The organism is Duganella sp. GW821-FHT01E12 (assembly GCF_059422325.1).
Genome location: NZ_JBWKWR010000010.1, coordinates 16,039 through 36,693 on the forward strand (window position 1 = coordinate 16,039; position 20,655 = coordinate 36,693).

19 protein-coding genes and 1 tRNA gene are annotated in these 20,655 nt (G+C 63.7%); all 20 read left to right on the forward strand.

The genetic code is table 11. The features are described 5' to 3' along the window. Positions 1-70 precede the first annotated feature (70 nt). The 20 genes from AC07WS_RS23440 (at position 71) to nuoF (ending at position 20,649) form a co-directional block, all read left to right on the forward strand. Positions 71-2,716 carry a TonB-dependent receptor gene (locus AC07WS_RS23440; protein WP_494731395.1) on the forward strand — a complete coding sequence of 882 codons (2,646 nt, stop codon included), beginning with the start codon at positions 71-73 and terminating at the stop codon, positions 2,714-2,716. Between the two features lie 15 nt (positions 2,717-2,731). Then, on the forward strand, positions 2,732-5,311 hold the full coding sequence (locus tag AC07WS_RS23445; RefSeq protein ID WP_494731396.1) for a family 20 glycosylhydrolase: 2,580 nt from the start codon (positions 2,732-2,734) through the stop codon (positions 5,309-5,311). Positions 5,312-5,400: 89 nt separating this feature from the next. Then, positions 5,401-6,831 (forward strand): ABC transporter substrate-binding protein, encoded by a 1,431-nt coding sequence (locus AC07WS_RS23450; RefSeq protein WP_494731397.1) that lies wholly within the window; start codon positions 5,401-5,403, stop codon positions 6,829-6,831. Continuing rightward, complete coding sequence (locus AC07WS_RS23455; RefSeq protein ID WP_161088373.1) at positions 6,803-7,510, forward strand: response regulator; 708 nt, start codon at positions 6,803-6,805, stop codon at positions 7,508-7,510. Before AC07WS_RS23450 ends, AC07WS_RS23455 begins: the two co-directional genes overlap by 29 nt. Further along, positions 7,503-8,966, forward strand: coding sequence for an ATP-binding protein (locus tag AC07WS_RS23460; RefSeq protein ID WP_117013492.1), 1,464 nt, complete (start codon positions 7,503-7,505; stop codon positions 8,964-8,966). The genes AC07WS_RS23455 and AC07WS_RS23460 overlap by 8 nt, the downstream gene beginning before the upstream one ends. A 219-nt stretch (positions 8,967-9,185) precedes the next feature. After that, entirely contained in the window at positions 9,186-10,298 is a 1,113-nt protein-coding gene (locus AC07WS_RS23465) for an acyltransferase family protein (RefSeq protein ID WP_494731398.1), read from the forward strand. A 15-nt stretch (positions 10,299-10,313) separates the two neighbouring features. Beyond that, a complete protein-coding gene (locus tag AC07WS_RS23470; RefSeq protein WP_494731399.1) occupies positions 10,314-11,477 on the forward strand; it encodes a glycosyl hydrolase family 18 protein in 1,164 nt (387 codons plus the stop codon). 164 nt (positions 11,478-11,641) lie between these two features. Further along, positions 11,642-11,842 (forward strand): hypothetical protein, encoded by a 201-nt coding sequence (locus tag AC07WS_RS23475; RefSeq protein ID WP_117013494.1) that lies wholly within the window; start codon positions 11,642-11,644, stop codon positions 11,840-11,842. Between the two features lie 97 nt (positions 11,843-11,939). Beyond that, positions 11,940-12,707, forward strand: coding sequence for a GIN domain-containing protein (locus AC07WS_RS23480; protein ID WP_494731400.1), 768 nt, complete (start codon positions 11,940-11,942; stop codon positions 12,705-12,707). A gap of 20 nt (positions 12,708-12,727) precedes the next feature. Next, positions 12,728-13,336 (forward strand): tetratricopeptide repeat protein, encoded by a 609-nt coding sequence (locus AC07WS_RS23485; RefSeq protein WP_494731401.1) that lies wholly within the window; start codon positions 12,728-12,730, stop codon positions 13,334-13,336. 46 nt (positions 13,337-13,382) lie between these two features. Continuing rightward, positions 13,383-14,363 carry an NAD(P)H-quinone oxidoreductase gene (locus AC07WS_RS23490; protein WP_494731402.1) on the forward strand — a complete coding sequence of 327 codons (981 nt, stop codon included), beginning with the start codon at positions 13,383-13,385 and terminating at the stop codon, positions 14,361-14,363. Positions 14,364-14,496: 133 nt separating this feature from the next. Further along, positions 14,497-15,243: a triose-phosphate isomerase gene (gene tpiA / locus AC07WS_RS23495; RefSeq protein WP_494731403.1), complete on the forward strand. Its 747-nt coding sequence runs from the start codon at positions 14,497-14,499 to the stop codon at positions 15,241-15,243. 50 nt (positions 15,244-15,293) lie between these two features. Beyond that, positions 15,294-15,701, forward strand: coding sequence for a preprotein translocase subunit SecG (gene secG, locus AC07WS_RS23500; protein WP_494731404.1), 408 nt, complete (start codon positions 15,294-15,296; stop codon positions 15,699-15,701). 204 nt (positions 15,702-15,905) lie between these two features. Continuing rightward, a tRNA-Leu gene (locus AC07WS_RS23505) sits at positions 15,906-15,990 on the forward strand. Between the two features lie 172 nt (positions 15,991-16,162). Continuing rightward, entirely contained in the window at positions 16,163-16,522 is a 360-nt protein-coding gene (locus AC07WS_RS23510) for an NADH-quinone oxidoreductase subunit A (RefSeq protein WP_028819535.1), read from the forward strand. Between the two features lie 3 nt (positions 16,523-16,525). Further along, on the forward strand, positions 16,526-17,002 hold the full coding sequence (locus AC07WS_RS23515; RefSeq protein WP_008450353.1) for a NuoB/complex I 20 kDa subunit family protein: 477 nt from the start codon (positions 16,526-16,528) through the stop codon (positions 17,000-17,002). A gap of 18 nt (positions 17,003-17,020) precedes the next feature. Further along, positions 17,021-17,611 (forward strand): NADH-quinone oxidoreductase subunit C, encoded by a 591-nt coding sequence (locus AC07WS_RS23520; protein ID WP_008450352.1) that lies wholly within the window; start codon positions 17,021-17,023, stop codon positions 17,609-17,611. Between the two features lie 3 nt (positions 17,612-17,614). Further along, entirely contained in the window at positions 17,615-18,868 is a 1,254-nt protein-coding gene (locus tag AC07WS_RS23525) for an NADH-quinone oxidoreductase subunit D (RefSeq protein ID WP_028819534.1), read from the forward strand. 9 nt (positions 18,869-18,877) lie between these two features. Further along, a complete protein-coding gene (gene nuoE / locus AC07WS_RS23530; protein WP_117013501.1) occupies positions 18,878-19,357 on the forward strand; it encodes an NADH-quinone oxidoreductase subunit NuoE in 480 nt (159 codons plus the stop codon). Further along, positions 19,354-20,649, forward strand: a complete 1,296-nt coding sequence (gene nuoF / locus AC07WS_RS23535) for an NADH-quinone oxidoreductase subunit NuoF (RefSeq protein WP_028819532.1) — start codon at positions 19,354-19,356, stop codon at positions 20,647-20,649. Before nuoE ends, nuoF begins: the two co-directional genes overlap by 4 nt. The last annotated feature ends 6 nt before the right edge of the window (positions 20,650-20,655 follow it).

The following is a 20,655-nucleotide window of genomic DNA, read 5'->3' on the forward strand; positions in this document are numbered from 1 at the left end:
AGATGGCGGGACCAATAACGATTTGATCGGGAGAGCAATGATGTCGCATCACAGTACCAAGAAAAAGTTAATGAGTCTCGCCATCGGCAGCGCTTGCGCTGTCATGGCCGGCGCGGTCTGCGCCCAGCAGCAGGAAGCCGATGCTTCGGCCATCGCCACCAAGGACCAGGTGGCGGAGGTCAAGGTGACGGCGACGCGCCACTCCACGTCGCTGCTCAAGACGCCGGTGGCGGTGACGGCGGTAACGCAGGAGGCCTTGAGCCGCGACGGCATCACCGACGTGCGCGGCCTCAGTGGCCAGATACCCAACCTGCAACTGGGTACCTCGAATGATGGCAGCGGCGGCGTGCAGATCGCCATCCGTGGCGTGAGCAGTTCCGACTTCACGGAGATCGGCAACCCGGCCGTCGGCCTGCACGTGGCGGGCCTGTATCAGCCGCGCCCACAGGCCGCGCTGGCGCTGATGTTCGATCTGGACCAGGTCGAGGTGCTGCGCGGTCCACAGGGTACGCTGTTCGGTCGTAATTCGACCGGCGGCAGCATCAACATCATTCCGGCCAAGCCGGAATTCGGCAGCAGCTACGGCACCGTCGAAGCGGACGTCGGCAATTACCGTGGACGCCAGATATCGGCGGTGCAGAACATCCCGGTCAGCGACAATTTCGCGATGCGCGTCACGGCCATGAAGATCAAGCGCGACGGCTACATCAACCAGCAGCAGGACTTCTATGCCGCGAACTTCCCGGCGCTGGGCATCATGCCCTCGCGCGACGCGGCGGGCAACATCATTCCCGACGTCGACCAACGCTTCAACAAGAAGGTCGGCGCCGACAAGTACTACACCAACAAGGACGAATACGCCGCGCGTTTGCAGGCTCGCTGGAAGATCCGGCCGGACCTGGACTGGCGCCTGACCTACGAGAAGTACCAGAACAACGGCGCCGGCGATTTGCCGATCAAGGATTGCGAACAGGCGGCCGGCACGCCGTACGCCTGCACCGGCGGCCAGTGGGATGTGAAGGTCAACGTGCCGGGCGTGATGGACATGACCATCGATACCGTGCGCAGCGGCCTGGTTTGGGATCTGAATCCATCCACCACCATTGAATACAACGCCTCCTGGTCGAGCCAGAAGCGGCGCGAGCTCCAGGACAGCGACAGCGGCTACCAGCCTATCGAAAGCGAACTGGCCACGCGCCCCGGCACGTCGCCGTTCAACGACTACGCCACCTACACGACGGCGTCGAAATATGTCTCCACGGTCCACGAGCTGCAACTGCGCGGCAAGTACGACCGCCTGCGTTACGTGGCGGGCCTGTTCTGGATGCACGAGAAGAACAGCATCGACTACGCGCAGGACTACCTGGGCGCGTCGTGGGGCACTTACGGCTTCCCGGCCGAATCCTACTTCTATCACCAGGCCGACCGCCAGTCCGATTCCAAGGCCATCTTCGCGCAGGCCGACTGGGAGTTCGCGCCGACCTGGAACCTGACCGTGGGCGGCCGCATGACGCGCGACACCCGCAAGGATGTCGGCGGCCAGTATTGGGACACCGCGTTCTCGGACGATCCGGCGATCTACTTCAAGGGGCTGTTCAACCCAGGCACGCCGGGTACGCCGGGATTCACGCCGTTCAACAGCTCGCATCTGAAGCCCGGCATGGGCGGCTACTACGGTGCGGGAGGCTTCGATTCGTCTATCCATCCGGTGATCAGCGACGATTCGGACGCATGGAAGAAGTTCACCTGGCGCCTGGGCCTGAGCCGCCAGTTGACGCCGCGCGACCTGGTCTACACTTCTCTGTCGACCGGCTACAAGGCAGGTGGCTTCAGCGACAAGGAAGACATCTGCCGCACCGGCTTGAACGGCAACTGCGCCGGCTTGACGCCGGGGCCGCACTACACCAACATGCCGTGGAATCCTGAGACGCTGACCAACTTCGAGGTGGGCTACAAGGGCCGGCTGCTGAACAACAAGCTGACTTTCTCGGCCACCGCGTTCTACAGCCGCTACAAGGATATGCAGCTGACCGGCGGCGTCACCGTCGGCAAGATCATTCCGAAGATACCGTGCACCGCCACCAATCCGTACTGCGACAGCGTGGTCATTTACGGCACGCAGAATGCGGCGCAGGCGAATATCTCCGGCCTGGAGATCGAGGGCGAATACAAGCCGTGGCCAGGTTCGCACATCGGCTACTCGTACTCGCACCTGAAGGCGGTCATCAAATCCTACCCGACCTACAGCGAGGACAGCTCGATCAGCTGTAACATCCGCGACAAGTACGGCGCACCGCCATGCGTGGCGTATGCAGGCACCGACCCTCTGTTCGCCGGCAAATTCCCGCTGAATATCGCGGGCAACCGCCTGCCTTACGCGCCGGCCAACACGCTGAACCTGAACGCCTCGCAGGACTTCGAAATCGGCGAGTACACGCTCACGCCGTGGATCTCGGCGCGCTGGCAGGACAAGATGTACTTCTCGCTGCGGAATCTGGATAATCCACACATCTCCGACGCGCAGAAGGCTTACACGACGGTCGATGCGGCGCTCAAGCTGGTTTCGCCGAGCGGCAAATGGCATCTGGAGGCGTATGTGAAAAACTGGGGACAGACCCTGGCCAAGAACTACGCAAGCGTGGTCGATCCCGGCTACGTGACGGCGTCATACAATGATCCGCGCGTCTACGGCATCCGCTTCGGCGCCACCTGGTAAATAAAAAGGAATCGAATGCGTAAGCAGATCAAGTTCAGTGGTTTCGTTTTGGCCTCGTGGTTGATGGCGTCGATGGCCGGCGGCGCGGTCGCGCAGGGGGCGCCCGAAGCCAAGCCGGTGGCCGGGCAGGGCGCGTTGACTGGAGTCGTCAACGGCGCGCAGATACGCCTGCGCTGGGAGTTGGTGCGCAATGTGTTCACGCCCGAAGCGCCGGGCGGCGGCACGCATGCGCGCCTGATCCTCACCAATCTTGGCCAGCAACCCTTGCCGCCCAAGGGCTGGACGCTGTACTTCAACGTCATGGACGGCGTTGCGACGGGACCGCTGGACGGCAACCTGCTGCTGGAGCAGGTCGCCGGCAATCTGTTCCGCATTCGACCTGCGCCCGGCTTTGCCGGCGTGCCGGCAGGGCAGACGCTGAATATCGCCTACTATCATCCGGACCTCGTGATCAAACTGGCCAAGGCGCCGATCGGGCTTTACCTTGTGTATGACGCCGCGCCGGACGTCGGCCAGGCCATCGCGGACTACGAACTCCTTCCGGTCACGCGCCCGGAGCAGCTGGACAAGGGAAGCAGTGGCGCCAAGCCGGTCGTCACGGTGCAGGACACGTATCGTCGCAACGCCAACGCCGACTGGATGCCGGCAACCGCGCTGCCGCCGGTGTTCCCGACGCCGCAGCATCTACAGGCGGGCAGCGGCAGGCTGCGACTGGCCGCGCTGCCGTCCATCGTTGCTCCCGCCACGCTGAAAACCGAAGCCGCGTTTGCACGTTCGCTGTTCCCGGCCAACTTGCCAGCGGGCGGCGCCGGCGCGGCCGCGCTGCGCCTGAGCGTGGCCCCGGTGCCCGGTTCCACCTCGCCGGAAGCCTACACGCTGACGATCAAGGCCGGCAGCGGCATCGACATCGTCGGCAACAGCGCCGCCGGCGTGGCGTATGGCCTGCAATCGCTGCGCGACCTGCTGCCGCTGCCGGGCGCCGCCAGCATCGACCTGCCGGAGCTGACCATCACCGACGCACCGCGCTTCGAGTATCGCGGCTTCCAGCTGGACGTGGGCCGCAACTTTCACACCAAGCAGACCGTGTTCAAGCTGCTGGACCTGATGGCGCGCTACAAGCTCAATAAATTCCACTTCCACCTGACCGAAGACGAGGGCTGGCGCCTGGAGATCGCCGGCCTGCCTGAACTGACCAGCATCGGCGCGGTGCGCGGCCACAGCGCCAAGCCTGGCGTGCGCCTGCAACCTGCCTACGGCTCCGGCCCCGATCCGGCCGACGCCAGCGGCAGCGGCTACTACACCCGCGCCGACTACATCGAGATCCTGCGCTACGCCGCCGCACGCCACATCGAAGTGATCCCCGAGATCGAGATGCCGGGCCACGCCCGCGCCGCCGTCAAGGCGATGGAAGCGCACTACTTCCGCCTGAAGGCCGCGGGCAAGGCGGATGCCGCCAAATACCTGCTCAACGACCTGGCCGACAAATCGGTCTACAAGTCCGCGCAGCTGTACACCGACCATGTGATCAACCCTGGCCTGGAGTCCAGCTTCACCTTTATCGACCACGTCATCGGCGAGGTCGCGGCGATGTACAAGGAGGCCGGCGTCGCGCTGCACACCATCCATGTCGGCGGCGATGAGCTGCCCGCTGGCGCATGGGAACAATCGCCAGCCAGCCGCGCGGTCATGCAGAAGAAAAAGCTGGAGAGCACCGCTGAACTGTGGGACTACTTCTATGACCGCGTCGACGCCATCCTGCGCAAGCGCGGGCTGTACGCCTCCGGCTGGGAAGAGCTGGCGGCGCGCGGCACCAAGCTGAATGGGGAACACAAGCTGATACCGAATCCGCACTTCACGCAGCGCGGCTTCAGCGCCTACGTCTGGAACAACACCGAGGGCGCCGAGGACTTCGCCTACCGCCTGGCCAACGCCGGCTACGACATCGTGCTGGCCCCGGTGACCAAGATGTACATGGACATGGCCTACAACGCCAATCCCGACGAACCGGGCGTGAACTGGGGCGACTACGTGGAACTCGACACGGTCTACGACTTCATCCCGCTGGACTACCTGAAGAACGCCAATCCGCCGCTGGTCGGCAAGGACCGGCTGACCGACTACGGCAAGCGCCGCATACGCGGTCTGGAGGCGACGCTGTTCACCGAAACCGTGCGCACGCCCGAGCGCATCGACTACCTCGTCATGCCACGCCTGCTGGCGATGGCCGAGCGCTCCTGGGCGCCGGATCCCGCCTGGGCCACCGAGACCGACGCCGCCAAGGCCGCCGCGCTGCACCGCGCCGCGTGGTCCGGCTTCGTCAACACGTTGAGCCAGCGCGTGCTGCCGCGCCTCGACCTGGAACACGCCGGCGTCGACTACCGCATCGCGCCGCCGGGATTGATGCTGGACGGTGGCAAGGTGCTGGTCAACCACGTCCTGCCGGGCATCGCCATGCGCTACACCAGCGACGGCAGCGAGCCGAATACCAATAGCAAACCAGTGGGCGGGCCGATATCGGACAAGGGCCAGATCAAAGTGGCGGCTTTCGACCGCAACGGCAGGATGGGCAAGGTGTCGCGCATCGACAACCCTTGAACGGACGGCGCGCACGCCGGGCATACCAATTAGTCCCGGCGGCTATCTTCTCCGTTATAATCGTGGCACTGTTAAGTTCGGGATAACGAGTGATAGCGTCGATAGAAAAAGTGGCCTTGCCGAGGTTCGACTGGTTACGCTTTCGTTCGACCGCCCGCCGCGTGCCGCCGGCGCGGGCTTGGTCCTTCGGCCTGCTGGCCGCGGCTTGCGCCTTCAACTGCGGCGCGCTGAGCATCGCCCATGCCGCGCAACAGCAGCCTGGTCCCGCCAGCGCCAGCGCGCCCGCCGCCTCCCTCAACACGCTGCAGGTGCTGCACTGGTGGACGTCCAGCAGCGAGCGCAAGGCCGCCAACGCGCTGGCCGCGCGCATGGCCGACGAAGGCCTCGAATGGAAGGACGCCGCCATCCCCGGCGGCGCCGGCCTGGGCGCCGGCAAGGTGCTCAAGAGCCGCGTGCTGGCCGGCGATGCGCCGGAAGTCACGCAGATCATCGGCGTCTCCGTCGCCGAATGGGCGGAACTGGGCCTGCTGCTGGAGATCGACAACGTCGCCAGCGCCGGCAACTGGAACGGCTTCCTGTTCCCCACCATCCAGACGCTGATCCAGCGCCGCAAGCACGTCGTGGCCGCGCCGCTGGGCATCCACCGCGTCAACACCCTGTACTACAACCGCGCGCTGTTCGCCCAACTCAAACTGTCGCCGCCGCAGACCTGGGACGAGTTCCAGAGCACTGCGCTCAAGTTCAAGGCCGCCGGCATCATGCCGCTGGCGCAGAGCAGCGAATCGTGGCAGGTGGCCGCGCTGTTCGAAAACCTGGTGCTGGCCGAGAGCGGCCCGGAGTTCTACCGCGACCTGTTCGTGCGCCGCAATCCCGCCGCCGCCGCCGACCGCCGCACCGCCGAGGCGCTGGAGCGGCTGCGCGTCGTCAAGGGCTGGATCAGCGGCCAGCTGGACGAACGTCCGTGGCCGGAAGTGGTGCGCCAGTTCGCGCGGCGCGAGGCGGCCATGATGATCATGGGCGACTGGGCCAAGCCGGAGCTGGCCGAACGCGGCATGGCACTGGACGAGGACTACGCCTGCGGCACCGCGCCCGGCACCGCCAAGTACCACCTGTACAGCGTCGACACGCTGACCATGTTCGCCGGCGACTACCGCCACATGCAATCGCAGGAGAAGATGGCGCGGCTGCTGGTGTCGCCGCAGGTGCAGGCGGAATACAACACGCTCAAGGGTGCGGTGCCGGTGCGGCGCGACGCCGACCTGTCGAAAATGGACAGCTGCGCGCGCGCCTCGTGGTCCACCTTCGCGCAGGGTGCGGCGGTGCAGGCTCCCAGCCTGGTCCACCGCATGGCCACCGATGAAGCAAGCCGCGACGCCATCATCGCCGAAATCCACCGTTATTTTCTAGACGACAGGGCCACGCCCGCCGAGGCGCAACGCCGCCTGGGCGCGTTGTTCCGACTGTTTAACCTCAGAAGCCAAGGAGCACCCGGTGCGCAAGATACTGATCGTAGACGATGACCAAAAGACCCGCGTCCTGCTCAAGACCTACCTGGAGAAAAACCAGTACGAGGTGATCCTGTCGCACAACGGCGAGAGCTTCCTGGCCGAGCTGCACGCGCACTCCGAGCAGCTGTCGCTGGTGATCCTGGACGTGATGCTGCCCGATACCGACGGCTTCGCGCTGTGCAAGCAGGTGCGCCAGCGCTCGAACGTCCCCATCATCATGCTCACGGCCAGCTCCGACGAGACCGACCGCATCGTCGGCCTGGAACTGGGCGCGGACGACTACATCGCCAAGCCATACAGCCCGCGCGAGCTGCTGGCCCGCATCAAGGCCATCCTGCGCCGCACCGCGCTGGAGACGCCGTCGGCGCGCTATTACCGCTTCGTCGGATTCACGCTGGACCTGATGGAGCGCAAAGTGCTCGACAACGCCGGCGCCGTGGTCGCGCTGACGGGGCTGGACTTCCAGCTGCTGAAATATTTTGTCGAACATCCGGGCGTGATCCTGGACCGCAGCGTACTGTGCGAGGAAACCCGCGGCCGCGACGCCGGCCCGCTGGACCGCTCGCTGGACGTGCAGATCAGCCGCCTGCGCCTGCGCCTCAACGACGATGGCAAGCAGCCCGCCTTGATCAAGACCGTGCGCGGCGCCGGCTATGTGTTCTCGGCGGATGTCAGCGTCTCGCATGCGTAAGTCTGCGCTGGAGCGACTGCGCAGGATCTGGCCGCAGTCGCTGCTTGGACGCCTGATGCTGGTGATGGCGGCCGGCCTGCTGGTGACGCAGCTGGCGGCCAGCGTGATCTGGGCCAGCCAGCTGCGCGCCAAGGCGCAGGTGGAGGCGCAGTCGGCGTCGCAGTACATGGCGCATGGCGCGTCCGGCGCGATCCGCTTCTTTCGCAGCCTGCCGCCGAACTACCGCCTGCTGCTGATCCAGCAGTTGCGCGAGATGGGCGGCACGCGCTTCTTCGTCAACCTCAATCACGCCTACGTGCCGGTCCAGCAGATCGCCGAGCATCCGCTGGCCAGCAGCGTACTGGCGACGGTGGGCGCCACCTTGAAGTCCGACCTGCCGCATTCGCCCAGCTTCCACCTGGCCTTCGCCTGGCCGGACCAGCTGGTGGTGTCGGAGGACGGCGTCCACCTGGGCGACCTGCCGGACGCCTGGGTCCAGCACATCCTGCTGCTGCAGCCGGACCCCGCGCCGATACTGGTGATCCAGACCGAGATCGAACCGGGCAACTGGCTGTACATGGCGGCGCTGATGCCCAACCCGTACTTCTTGAGCAGTAACGATCCGCTGGCGTGGGACCGGCTGTCGCTGCAAGGGCTGTCGCTGGCCGTGGTGCTGCTGCTTTGCCTGTTGGTGGTGCGCTGGATCACGCGCCCGCTGGCCGCCTTGTCTGACGCCGCCGCTGCATTCGGCCAGGGACAGGACGACCGCGCGCCGCCGCTGCCGGAGACGGGCAGCCGTGAATTCATCAACACCGCGCGCGCCTTCAGCGCCATGCGCGAGCGCATCCAGCGCTACATCGAGGACCGCGAGCGCCTGTTCATCTCCATCTCGCACGACCTGCGTACGCCGATCACGAGGCTCAAGCTGCGCTCCGAACTGCTGGACGACGAAGCGCTGCGCAACGAGTTCGAGGAAGACCTCGATGAACTGGACATGATGGTTAAAGGCGCGCTGCAATGCGTGAAGGACAGCGACATCCACGAGAACCCGGCCGAGGTCAAGCTCGACGCGCTGCTCGGGCGGCTGGTGCGCAGCGCGCGGCTGGGCGGGCACGAGGTGGGGTATCGCGACAGCGGCATCACGGTGCGCGCCAAGCCGCTGGCCTTGAAGCGCGCCATCGGCAACCTGCTGGACAACGCCCTGTACTACGGCGACCGCGCCGAGATCAGCGTCACCAGCGAACCGGGCGCGGTGGCGATCGCCGTGCGCGACCACGGCCCCGGCGTGCCGGACGACGCTTTCGCCAGCCTGTTCGATCCCTACGTGCGGCTGGCCCACGGCCGCGAGCAGAACGACGCCGGCATGGGCCTGGGGCTGGGCATCGCCCGCAGCGTGATCGAGGCGCACGGCGGCCAGCTGGTGCTGGAGAACCATCCCGAGGGCGGCCTCAATGCCACCATCCGTTTGCCGGCCTGAGCGGAAATGCGACAGCCGCGCAATACATTTTGTAAGCCTCTGTGAAGTTTTGTTGCAGCGGCGATGCCGGCGCCGGGCAGGGCGCATCCGCGAGCGTAAGGAACTGTAAGCGGCGGCCACGCTTAACCAATGAAATCAAAGGCTTATCCCTGTTCGCCTGTGGCTGGCGAAGATGATAACGTTTGCAACAGCTAAACAAACACCGAAAGTCCACGATCAATGAAAACACAGCATCAACGTTCGCAAGCCATCGACGTGCTGCGCGGCCTGACGGTCGCGCTGATGATCATGGTGAACATGCCGGGCACGCCGGCCACCACCTACGCGCCTTTCCTGCACGCCGAATGGCACGGGCTGACGCTGACCGACCTGGTGTTCCCGACCTTTATGTTCGTGGTCGGCACGGCGCTCAGCTTCACGTTGGAGAAGTACGAGGGCATGGGCGAAGCGGCAGTGCTGAAGAAGATATTCACCCGTACCGCGCTGATCTTCCTGTGCGGCTTCCTGATGTACTGGTATCCGTTCTTCAGTACCGAGGGTGGATCGCTGACTGTATTGCCGCTGTCCGGCACCCGTATCTTTGGTGTACTGCAACGGATCGCGCTGGGCTATTGCGCCGGATCGCTGATCCTGCATTACTGGAAGGAGAAGGGCGCCATCGTGTTCGCCGTGGTGGCGCTGTTCGGCTACTGGGCCCTGATGTACTGGTTCGGCGACTACACGCTGGCCGGCAACGCGCAGCGCAAGCTGGATCTGCTGGTGTTGGGCGAGGCGCATATGTACCACGGCGAGGGCATCGCCTTCGACCCGGAAGGGATATTGAGCACGCTGCCGTCCATCGTCAACGTGCTGGCCGGGTACTTTGCCGGCCGCCTGGTGCGCCGCCTGGGCGCAAGCTACGAGACCATCGCCAAGCTGACCATGTCGGCCGCCGTGCTGGCTGTACTGGCACTGTGCTGGAGCAGTGTATTCCCGCTGAATAAAAAACTGTGGACCAGTTCCTACACGCTGATCACCATCGCCATCGACCTGTTCACGCTGTCGCTGCTGCTGTACGTGATCGACATGCTGGGCAGGCGTGGTTGGACCTACTTCTTCGAAGTCTTCGGCCGCAACACGCTGTTCATCTACTTGTTCAGCGAAGTGGTGGCGAGCACCTTCTTCCTGTTCAAGATCGGCGACCTCAATGTATTCGATTGGGTCTACCTCAACCTGTTCCGGCCGTGGGCCGGCGCCTACAACGGCACGCTGCTGTGGGCGCTGGTCTACATGCTGGGCTGCTGGTCGGTCGGCTATGTGCTGGACCGGAAAAAGATTTATATCAAACTCTGATTGGAGAAATACGCAATGAAAAAACTGTTGATAGCCACTTGTGTCGCCGCGACTCTGGCGGGCTGCGGCGGCTCCGCCCCCGCCGACCAGGAATCGTCACGCGCCATGGCGCGCATGGCCAACCTGACGGCGGCGCGCAGCGGCACGTCGTCCGGCACCTCGGTCGATGCCGGCAGCGAGCGCGTAGTGCAGGGCGGCGCTCCCGCCAGCAAGGCGCTGGCCAACGGCAAGATGGTGCTGGCCTACTATTCGGGCTACAGCAACAACTACAACTCGCTGACCAAGTTCTACGCCAACGTCAACGCGGTGTCCATCGACTTCTGGAACATGGCCAGCGACGGCACGGTGATCGGCAACGGCGACCCGACCCCGACCAACGCCATCACCTTCCTCAAGTCCAAGGGCATCGCGATCTACGGCTGCATCTCCAACGTCTCGCCCACCGCGCCCGATGGCTGGGACCCTGAGCTGTCGCACGCCGTCACCGGCGCCAAGCGCGCGGCCTCGGTGGCCAACTTGGTTGGCTTCGCCAAGGCCAACGGCTTCGCCGGCATCAATATCGACTTCGAAGAGGTGGACCAGGCCGACCGCAAGAACATGAGCGACTTCGCCGCCGCACTGGCGACCGCCCTGCACGCGCAGGGCATGAAGCTGATCATGACCGTGCCGGCCTTCTCCTTCACCGATGAAAACAACAGCCACAACCTGGCCTTCGACCTGCAGGCGCTGGGGCAGGCGGCCGACTACGTCCAGGTGATGACCTACGACGAAACCATCCCGTCGTGGGCGTCCGGCCCGGTGGCGGGCTCCGACTGGATGGAGAACGCGCTCGACTACGCCACCAGCAAGGTGCCGGCGTCCAAGGTGTTGAACGGCATCCCGGCCTACGGCTACGACTGGATCGCCGATGGCGACGGCAGCCAGCTGTTCTGGCGCAACGTGCCTGCGTTGTTGAGCAAGTACCACGTCACGCCCAAGTACGACAACAACGCCAACGCCATCAGCTTCAACTACACGGCCGGCGGCAGGAAGCACACGGTGTGGAACGAGAACGCCAGGAGCGTGACCCTGAAGACCAGCCTGGTGGGCGCCTACGGCCTGGCCGGCACCTCGATCTACGCCTTCGGCATGGAGGATGCCAGCTTCTGGAGCGCCGTCAACGCCGGCCTGAACCAGTAATCCTCCCCCGCGCGCAGCGGCGCCCGCCGCTGCGCCTTCCGGGCCTGTTCCCGGTTTTCTGTCGCCCAGTCCCCCATTTGTGCAGTTCGTCGCAATCCGCATGAGCGTTTGATAAGTGATGGCTATAGTGATCACATACCGAAACGCATTCAAGGAGAGCAAAAATGAACATCGCCAAAAACATGGAAGCCATCTTCGTCACCGCCGCCGTGCTGCTGGGCGCATCCGCCTACGCCAGCGCCGCCGCTGAAGCGAGCGTGGCCCTGCAACCGGCCCTCCAGGTGGCCGCCGCCCAGGCTCCGATGCAAGTTGTAGTGATCAAGGCCAAGCGCCTGACCGCAGTGGAAAAAGCCAGCCTGTCGTAATTTGACAATTGGTCGTACTGCAAAGATTGCTAGAAAGCTCAGTGCGCTGCTACATTAGCCGTTCGCGCACCCGGCCCAACAACAGAGGAACCCCACAATGAACAAGCTTTTCCAATTTGGCCTGCTGTTTGCCGCCTTCTGTGCGCTGTTTGGCCGCGCCATGGCGGCCGACGACAGTACCGAGAAGCGCGTCGTGACGCTTGACGCCCGCGTGGTGCGCGTCAAGCTCGACGGCGTGATCGACCTGAAGCTGCGGCAAGGCCCGACGCCGTCGCTGACGATCTACGCGGACAAGCGCACCATGGACAAGCTGATGACCTCGACCGCCGGCGACACGCTGCACCTGGAGACGGAAGGGCGCTCTATCAAGCTGGGCCGCTCGACCGCGCGCGCCGAGCTGGTGCTGCCGATGTTGCGCGAGGTGGTGTCCGAGGGCGTCGGCTCGACCGAGATCAGCGGCTTCAGCGGCGACGAGCTGGAGTTGACGATGGACGGCGCCGGCAGCATGAAAGTGGTCTGTGACTACAAAAGCCTGAAGGCCAACCTGGGCGGCGTCGGCAGCATGCATCTGTGGGTCAGCGAAAACGAGAGCGTGGAACTGGATCTGCGCGGCGCCGGCTACATCACGCTGGGCGGCCACAGCAAATCGCTGAAGGCGACCCTGGGTGGGCTGGGCGGACTGAACGCGCAGCAGTTCCAGGCGGACTCCGTCACCGTTGATTTGAGCGGCCTGGGCAACGCCACCGTCAACGCCAAGACCAACGCGACACTGAACTTGAGCGGCCTGGGATCGGTCACTGTCTATGGCAAGCCCCTGAACCGCAACGTCAGCGTTGACGGCCTGGGCAAGGTAAGTTGGAAGTAAAACAAACACACCTACGAGACATGAAAAAATTCATACTAGCGATCGGACTCGCACTGGCCCTGCAGCAGGCCGCGTATGCCGGATTCGCCGAAGGCGCCACCGCCTACAACAACAAGAACTACGCGGCCGCCTTGAAGGAGATCGCGCCGCTGGCCAGGGCCGGCAACGCGGACGCCCAGCACCTGCTGGGCTTGATGTATTACATGGGCCGCGGCGTCACGCAGGATTACAAGCAGGCGCTGGAGTGGCACCGCAAGGCCGCGCTGCAGGGCAAGGCCGACGCGCAGTACGTGGTCGGCGCCATGTACTACACCGGCAACGCGGTGATCCAGGACCACAAGCAGGCGGTCAGCTGGTTCCGCAAGGCGGCAGAGCAGGGCCATCCGGACGCGCAGCAGGCGCTGGGGCTGATGTACCGCTATCACATGGCCGGCATGCCGCAGGATAATGTGATCGCCTACATGCTGTGGAACCTGGCGGCGGCCAACGGCTCGATGAACGCGGCCGAGCAGCGCTCGGCCGTGGTCAAGAACATGACGCCGGAGCAGATCGAGGAAGGCCAGGCCTTGTCGGCCGCCTGGAAACCGAACACGCCGCTGCCCAGGCAGTCGCGCACCGGCGGCGGCTAAAGCGCGGCTGTCGTACAATCGCCCTTTCTTCACGAGAGGGCGAGCCATGCGCGCGATTGAAATCACCCATCCCGGCCCCGCCGATGTCCTGAAACTGTGCGAACGGCCGATGCCGGTCGTCAAGGGCGGCGAGGTGCTGATCAAAGTCCACGCGGCCGGCGTCAACCGTCCGGACGTGTTCCAGCGCATGGGCAACTATGCGCCGCCGCCGGGCGCCTCCGACCTGCCGGGCCTGGAAGTGGCCGGCGAGATCGTCGACGGCGACCTCGACTACACCACCTTCGATATCGGCGACAAGGTCTGCGCGCTGGTGCAGGGCGGCGGCTACGCCGAATACGTGGTGGCGCCGCTGGAGCAGGTGCTGCCCGTCCCCAAGGGCTGGAGCATGCTGGAGGCGGCCACCATCCCCGAGAACTACTTCACCGTCTGGAGCAATGTGTTCGACCGCGCCCACCTGGCCGCCGGCGAGACGCTGCTGGTGCAGGGCGGCAGCTCGGGCATCGGGGTGACGGCGATCCAGCTGGCCAGCGCGCTGGGCCACCGGGTGTTCGCCACCGCCGGCAGCGACGACAAGGTGGCGGCCTGCGTGCAGCTGGGCGCCGAGCGCGGCATCAACTACAAGACCGAGGATTTCGCCGTCGTCGTCAAATCGCTGACCAACGACCGCGGCGCCGACGTCATCCTCGACATGGTGGGCGGCGACTACCTGCCGCGCGAAATCGCTTGCCTGGCCGATGACGGCCGCATCGCGCTGATCGCCACGCTGGGCGGCGGCAAGGCCACGGTCGACCTGGGGCAGGTGCTGCGCCGCCGGCTGACCATCACCGGTTCCACGCTGCGGCCCCGTTCGGCCGCCTTCAAGGGCGCGATCGCCAAGCAGCTGCTCGACAAGGTCTGGCCGCTGATGGCGGCCAAGAAGCTGAAACCGGTGATCTACGAGGTATTCCCGCTGGAGCAGGCCGCCGCCGCGCATGCGCTGATGGAAAGCAGCAATCATGTCGGTAAGATCATGCTGCAAGTTATCTAGGTCAAAAAAAGGGAGGTGGGGCGTTGCGCGGGCGTAGCATTTTCGTCTTTTTCGGGACTATGCGGCCGACCGCTGGTTTGACCGGGCTTCCAGCCTCGCGTTAAAATAGCGGGTTATTGAATTTTAGGCTACTATGCGTCGCAAACTCGTCATCGGCAACTGGAAAATGAACGGCAATCGCGCCGGCAACACGGCTCTGTTGTCGGGCATCTTGTCCGGCTTGAACGACTTCGGCGCCGACTGCGCCGTCTGCGTGCCGGCTCCCTACCTGGCCCAATGCCAGGCTGAACTGCAAGGCAGCCCGCTCGCCTGGGGCGGGCAGGATCTGTCGGTCCACGCCAGCGGCGCCTACACGGGCGAAGTCTCGGCCGGCATGCTGGTCGATTTCGGCTCCCGCTACGTGTTGTGCGGCCACTCCGAGCGCCGCGCCTACCACAAGGAAAGCAGCGAGCTGGTGGCGCAGAAGACCGTCGCGGCGCTGGCCGCCGGCCTGACGCCGGTGGTGTGCGTGGGCGAAACGCTGGCCCAGCGCGAGGCAGGGGAGACCGAGGCGGTCATCTGCGGCCAGTTGCAGGCGGTGCTCGATGCGATCGGCGCCGACGACCTGGCCAGGATCGTCGTGGCCTACGAGCCGGTCTGGGCTATCGGCACCGGCAAGACCGCCACGCCGCAGATCGCCCAGGAGGCGCATGCCTTGCTGCGCGCGCGCATGGCGCAGAAAAACGCGCCGGTCGCGGCCGGCGTGCAGATTTTGTACGGCGGCAGCATGAAGCCGGACAATGCAAAAGAATTGATGGCGCAGCCGGATATCGACGGCGGCCTGATAGGCGGCGCCGCATTAAAGGCGACGGATTTCCTCGGAATTATCCAGGCCGTTTAAAGCTGTAGAAACAAAACGATACAAATCTCTTATTTTTGAAATGGAATAACATGAACTCCTTGTTCAACCTGGTTATCGTAGTGCAAGTCGTTTCCGCAATCGCCATTATCGGCCTGGTGTTGCTGCAGCATGGCAAGGGCGCCGACATGGGCGCGGCCTTCGGTTCGGGCGCTTCGGGCAGCCTGTTCGGCGCCACCGGCTCGTCGAACTTCATGTCCAAGTCGACCGGCGTTGCCGCCGCGATCTTCTTCAGCGCCACGCTGGCCCTGTCCTACATCTCCACCCAGCACGGCAGCGGCGCTGTCAGCGGCGGCGTGATGGACAAGGCTGTGCCTGCGGCGCCGGCCCCGGCACCAGCCACCGGCGCGGCAGCGATCCCGACCGCACCGGCCGCCGCGCCCGCGTCCGCTCCGGCCGCTCCAGCCGCGACGGGTCCTGCAGCATCGATCCCAAAGTAATATAATAATGAACTAGTTGTGAAGTTCAGCAGTTCCCTTAGCAAGTTTTTAAGTTGTTTGCTCATTGTTTTGGCAGTACATTAGCGTTGCAAGCTAGAAAAACAATTCAGAGTAAAAAGAAGCAAAGATTTATCGTTTTTCTTCTTGTTTTAGCGCAATACGGATTAACAACGGCGTGAAAACACAGTAGAATAGCGGCCTTACGCCGACGTGGTGAAATTGGTAGACACGCTATCTTGAGGGGGTAGTGGCGCAAGCTGTACGAGTTCGAGTCTCGTCGTCGGCACCAGAAATCTAAGGCCAGCAAGGGAGCACCGAAGTGTACCTGAGCTGGCTTTTTTACGAGGATGTGTCGTTCGATCCTGGTCTAAGCAGTTTTACGATTGGGTCGAACGTTAAGAGCACCGCAGAGCATCGCAGTGTGTCCTTTTAACCGACCGTTCAATATAAGCTCATCAATCGTGAACCTCGAAAATTATCTCCCCGTCCTGTTGTTCATCCTCGTCGGTCTCGGCGTAGGCATCGCTCCCCAAGTCCTGGGCCACCTTCTCGGGCCAAACAAGCCCGACGCGGCCAAGCTCTCCCCGTATGAATGCGGCTTCGAAGCGTTCGAAGACGCGCGCATGAAATTCGACGTGCGTTACTACCTCGTCGCAATCCTCTTTATTTTGTTCGATCTGGAAACGGCATTCTTCTTCCCGTGGGGCGTATCCATGCGCGAACTGGGCTGGAACGGGTTCCTGGTGATGATGAGCTTCATCGCCGAATTCGTCGTCGGTTTTTGGTATATCTGGAAGAAAGGTGCCCTTGATTGGGAATAAGCCATGGCTATTGAAGGCGTATTAAACGAAGGTTTCATCACCACCTCGGCCGACAAGCTGATCAACTGGGCGCGCACGGGTTCGATGTTCCCGATGACGTTCGGTCTGGCATGCTGCGCGGTTGAAATGATGCACGTGGGCGCGGCCCGTTACGACATGGACCGCTTCGGCGTGGTGTTCCGTCCATCGCCGCGTCAGTCCGACGTGATGATCGTGGCCGGCACGCTGTGCAACAAGATGGCCCCCGCGCTGCGCAAGGTCTACGACCAGATGCCGGAACCGCGCTGGGTCATCTCGATGGGCTCCTGCGCCAACGGCGGCGGCTACTATCACTACTCCTACTCCGTGGTGCGCGGTTGCGACCGCATCGTGCCAGTGGACGTCTACGTGCCGGGCTGCCCGCCCACGGCTGAGGCTCTGCTGTACGGCATCATGCAGCTGCAAAACAAGATCAAGCGCACCAATACGATCGCACGCTAACGGGGTCGCTTCAAGAATATGACTACACATCTGGAACAACTGCAAACCGCCCTCGGCACCGCCCTGGGCGATCGCGTTACTACGACCGTTGCGTTGGGCGAAATCACGCTGGTCGTGAAAGCCGCCGACTACTACGGCGTGATGCAAACGCTGCGCGACGACAAGTCGCTGGGCTTCGATCAGCTGATCGACCTGGCCGGCGTCGACTACCTGAACTACGGCGATGGCGCCTGGGACGGCCTGCGATTCGCAGTGGTCGTCCATTTGCTGTCGGTGAAGCACAACTGGCGTGTGCGCGTGCGCGCGTTCTGCGCCGACGACGACATGCCGCTGCTGCCGTCGCTGGTGCCGCTGTGGCGCGCCGTCAACTGGTACGAGCGCGAAGCGTTCGACATGTTCGGCATCCTGTTCGAAGGCCACAACGACCTGCGCCGCATCCTGACCGACTACGGTTTCATCGGCCATCCGTTCCGCAAGGACTTCCCGGTATCGGGCTATGTCGAAATGCGTTACGACCCCGAGCAGAAGCGCGTGATCTACCAGCCGGTCACCATCGAGCCGCGTGAAAACGTGCCGCGCGTGATCCGCGAAGAAAACTACGGGAAGTAAAACATGGCTGAAATTAAGAACTACACCCTGAACTTCGGCCCGCAACACCCGGCCGCGCACGGCGTGCTGCGCCTGGTGCTGGAGCTGGACGGCGAAGTGATCCAGCGTGCCGACCCGCACATCGGCCTGCTGCACCGCGGCACCGAGAAGCTGGCCGAGCAGAAGACCTACCTGCAGTCCGTGCCTTATATGGACCGCCTCGACTACGTCTCGATGATGTGCAACGAGCACGCCTACGTGATGGCCATCGAGAAGCTGCTGGGCCTGGAAGTGCCGCTGCGCGCGCAATACATCCGCGTGATGTTCGACGAGATCACCCGCATCCTGAACCACCTGATGTGGCTGGGCGCGCACGCGCTCGACGTCGGCGCCATGGGCCCGTTCCTGTACTGCTTCCGCGACCGCGAAGACCTGTTCGACTGCTACGAAGCGGTGTCGGGCGCGCGCATGCACGCGGCCTACTACCGTCCGGGCGGCGTCTACCGCGACCTGCCGGATGCGATGCCGCAGCACCGTCCGTCGATCATCCGTTCGGCCAAGGCCATCGACAACCTGAACAAGGACCGTCAGGGCTCGCTGCTGGACTTCATCGAAGCGTTCACCGCCCGTTTCCCGACCTATGTCGACGAATACGAAACCCTGCTGACCGACAACCGTATCTGGAAACAGCGTACCGTCGGCATCGGCGTGGTGGCGCCTGAGGACGCGCTGGCCATGGGCTTCACCGGCGCCATGCTGCGCGGCTCGGGCATCCAGTGGGACTTGCGCAAGCACCAGCCGTACGAGGTGTACGACCTGATGGACTTCGACGTGCCGATCGGCACCAACGGCGACTGCTACGACCGCTATCTGGTGCGCGTGGAAGAACTGCGCCAGTCGAACAAGATCATCAAGCAATGCGTGGAATGGCTGCGCAACAATCCGGGTCCTGTGATCACCAGCAACCACAAGGTCGCGCCTCCGGGCCGCGTCGACATGAAGACCAACATGGAATCGCTGATCCACCACTTCAAGCTGTTCACCGAGGGCATGCACGTGCCGCCGGGCGAAGCGTACGCGGCGGTGGAGCATCCGAAGGGCGAGTTCGGCATCTACCTGTTGTCCGACGGCGCCAACAAGCCATACCGCATGAAGCTGCGCGCTCCCGACTACGCGCACTTGCAATCGCTCGATGAAATGGCGCGCGGCCACATGATCGCCGACGCCGTCACCATCATCGGCACGCAAGATATCGTGTTCGGCAGTATCGACCGCTAAGGAAAAAGTATGTTGTTATCAGAGCAGTGCTACAAAAAAATCGACCGTGAGTTGGCCAAGTATCCGGCCGACCAGCGCCAGTCGGCCGTGATGGCCGCGCTGGCCCACGCCCAGGTTGAACTGGGCTGGATCTCGCCCGAAACCATGCAGGAACTGGCCGACTACATCCAGATGCCGGCCATCGCCGTGCAGGAAGTCGCCACTTTCTACAATATGTACAACCTCAAGCCGGTCGGCAAGCACAAGATTTCCGTGTGCACCAACCTGCCATGCGCCTTGTCGGGCGGCGTGCGCGCGGCCAATCACCTGAAGGAAAAGCTGGGCATCGACTTCCGTGACACCACGGCCGACGGCGCCTTCACGCTGGTGGAAGGCGAGTGCATGGGCGCCTGCGGCGACGCGCCGGTGATGCTGGTGAACGACCAGCGCATGTGCAGCTTCATGTCCAACGATAAGATCGACACCCTCGTGGAGGAACTGAAGAAATGACGTCACTCCACAACCGTCACATCGACCCTGTCATTCTCGCCGGCCTGGACGGCAAGAACTGGCACCTGGAAGACTACGTCAAACGCGGCGGCTACAGCGCACTGCGCCGCATCCTGGAAGAGAAGATCACCCCGGAACAAATCATCGCCGACCTGAAAGCGTCGTCGTTGCGCGGCCGTGGCGGCGCCGGTTTCCCAACCGGCCTGAAGTGGAGCTTCATGCCACGTCAGTTCCCTGGCCAGAAGTACCTGGTATGCAACTCAGATGAGGGCGAGCCAGGCACTTTCAAGGACCGCGACATCATGCGCTTCAACCCGCATGCGCTGATCGAAGGCATGGCCATCGGCGCTTACGCCATGGGCATCACGGTCGGCTACAACTACATCCACGGCGAAATCTTCGAGGTGTACTCGCAGTTTGAGGATGCGCTGGAAGAGGCGCGCGCCGCCGGCTTCCTGGGCGACAAGATCATGGGCAGCGAGTTCAGCTTCCAGCTGCACGCGCACCACGGCTACGGCGCCTACATCTGCGGCGAAGAAACCGCGCTGCTCGAATCGCTGGAAGGCAAGAAGGGCCAGCCGCGCTTCAAGCCGCCTTTCCCTGCGTCGTTCGGCCTGTACGGCAAGCCTACCACCATCAACAACACCGAGACCTTCGCGGCTGTTCCGTTCATCCTGAACATGGGTCCTGAAAAGTACCTGGGCATGGGACGTCCGAACAACGGCGGTTCGAAGATCTTCTCGATCTCGGGCGACGTTGAAATGCCGGGCAACTACGAGGTGCCGCTGGGCACCCCGTTCGCCAAGCTGCTGGAACTGGCAGGCGGCATGCGCGGCGGCAAAAAGATCAAGGCTGTGATCCCTGGCGGCTCGTCCGCTCCGGTGATCCGCGGCGAACTGATGATGAACACCGACCTGGACTACGACTCGATCGCCAAGGCTGGCTCGATGCTCGGTTCGGGCGCCGTCATCGTCATGGACGAAACGCGCTGCATGGTCAAGGCCATGGAACGCCTGGCCTACTTCTACTTTGAAGAGTCGTGCGGCCAGTGCACCCCATGCCGCGAAGGCACGGGCTGGATGTACCGCATGATCCACCGCATCGAAAACGGCCAAGGTCGTCCTTCGGACCTGGACGTGCTGAACTCGATCTGCGACAACATCCAGGGCCGCACCATTTGCGCGCTGGGCGACGCGGCGGCCATGCCGATGCGCGCGTTCATCAAGCAATTCCGCGAAGAATTTGAATATCACGTCGAGCACAAGCATTGCTTAGTGCCCGCTTACATCTAAGCTGCG

Bases quoted from the DNA above. Each gene is read 5' to 3' on its own strand.
- AC07WS_RS23440 (WP_494731395.1), top strand. From the start codon at position 71: ATGAGTCTCGCCATCGGCAGCGCTTGCGCTGTCATGGCCGGCGCGGTC.
- AC07WS_RS23445 (WP_494731396.1), top strand. From the start codon at position 2,732: ATGCGTAAGCAGATCAAGTTCAGTGGTTTCGTTTTGGCCTCGTGGTTG.
- AC07WS_RS23460 (WP_117013492.1), top strand. From the start codon at position 7,503: ATGCGTAAGTCTGCGCTGGAGCGACTGCGCAGGATCTGGCCGCAGTCG.
- AC07WS_RS23465 (WP_494731398.1), top strand. From the start codon at position 9,186: ATGAAAACACAGCATCAACGTTCGCAAGCCATCGACGTGCTGCGCGGC.
- AC07WS_RS23470 (WP_494731399.1), top strand. From the start codon at position 10,314: ATGAAAAAACTGTTGATAGCCACTTGTGTCGCCGCGACTCTGGCGGGC.
- AC07WS_RS23475 (WP_117013494.1), top strand. From the start codon at position 11,642: ATGAACATCGCCAAAAACATGGAAGCCATCTTCGTCACCGCCGCCGTG.
- AC07WS_RS23480 (WP_494731400.1), top strand. From the start codon at position 11,940: ATGAACAAGCTTTTCCAATTTGGCCTGCTGTTTGCCGCCTTCTGTGCG.
- AC07WS_RS23485 (WP_494731401.1), top strand. From the start codon at position 12,728: ATGAAAAAATTCATACTAGCGATCGGACTCGCACTGGCCCTGCAGCAG.
- AC07WS_RS23490 (WP_494731402.1), top strand. From the start codon at position 13,383: ATGCGCGCGATTGAAATCACCCATCCCGGCCCCGCCGATGTCCTGAAA.
- tpiA (WP_494731403.1), top strand. From the start codon at position 14,497: ATGCGTCGCAAACTCGTCATCGGCAACTGGAAAATGAACGGCAATCGC.
- secG (WP_494731404.1), top strand. From the start codon at position 15,294: ATGAACTCCTTGTTCAACCTGGTTATCGTAGTGCAAGTCGTTTCCGCA.
- AC07WS_RS23515 (WP_008450353.1), top strand. From the start codon at position 16,526: ATGGCTATTGAAGGCGTATTAAACGAAGGTTTCATCACCACCTCGGCC.
- AC07WS_RS23520 (WP_008450352.1), top strand. From the start codon at position 17,021: ATGACTACACATCTGGAACAACTGCAAACCGCCCTCGGCACCGCCCTG.
- AC07WS_RS23525 (WP_028819534.1), top strand. From the start codon at position 17,615: ATGGCTGAAATTAAGAACTACACCCTGAACTTCGGCCCGCAACACCCG.
- nuoE (WP_117013501.1), top strand. From the start codon at position 18,878: ATGTTGTTATCAGAGCAGTGCTACAAAAAAATCGACCGTGAGTTGGCC.
- nuoF (WP_028819532.1), top strand. From the start codon at position 19,354: ATGACGTCACTCCACAACCGTCACATCGACCCTGTCATTCTCGCCGGC.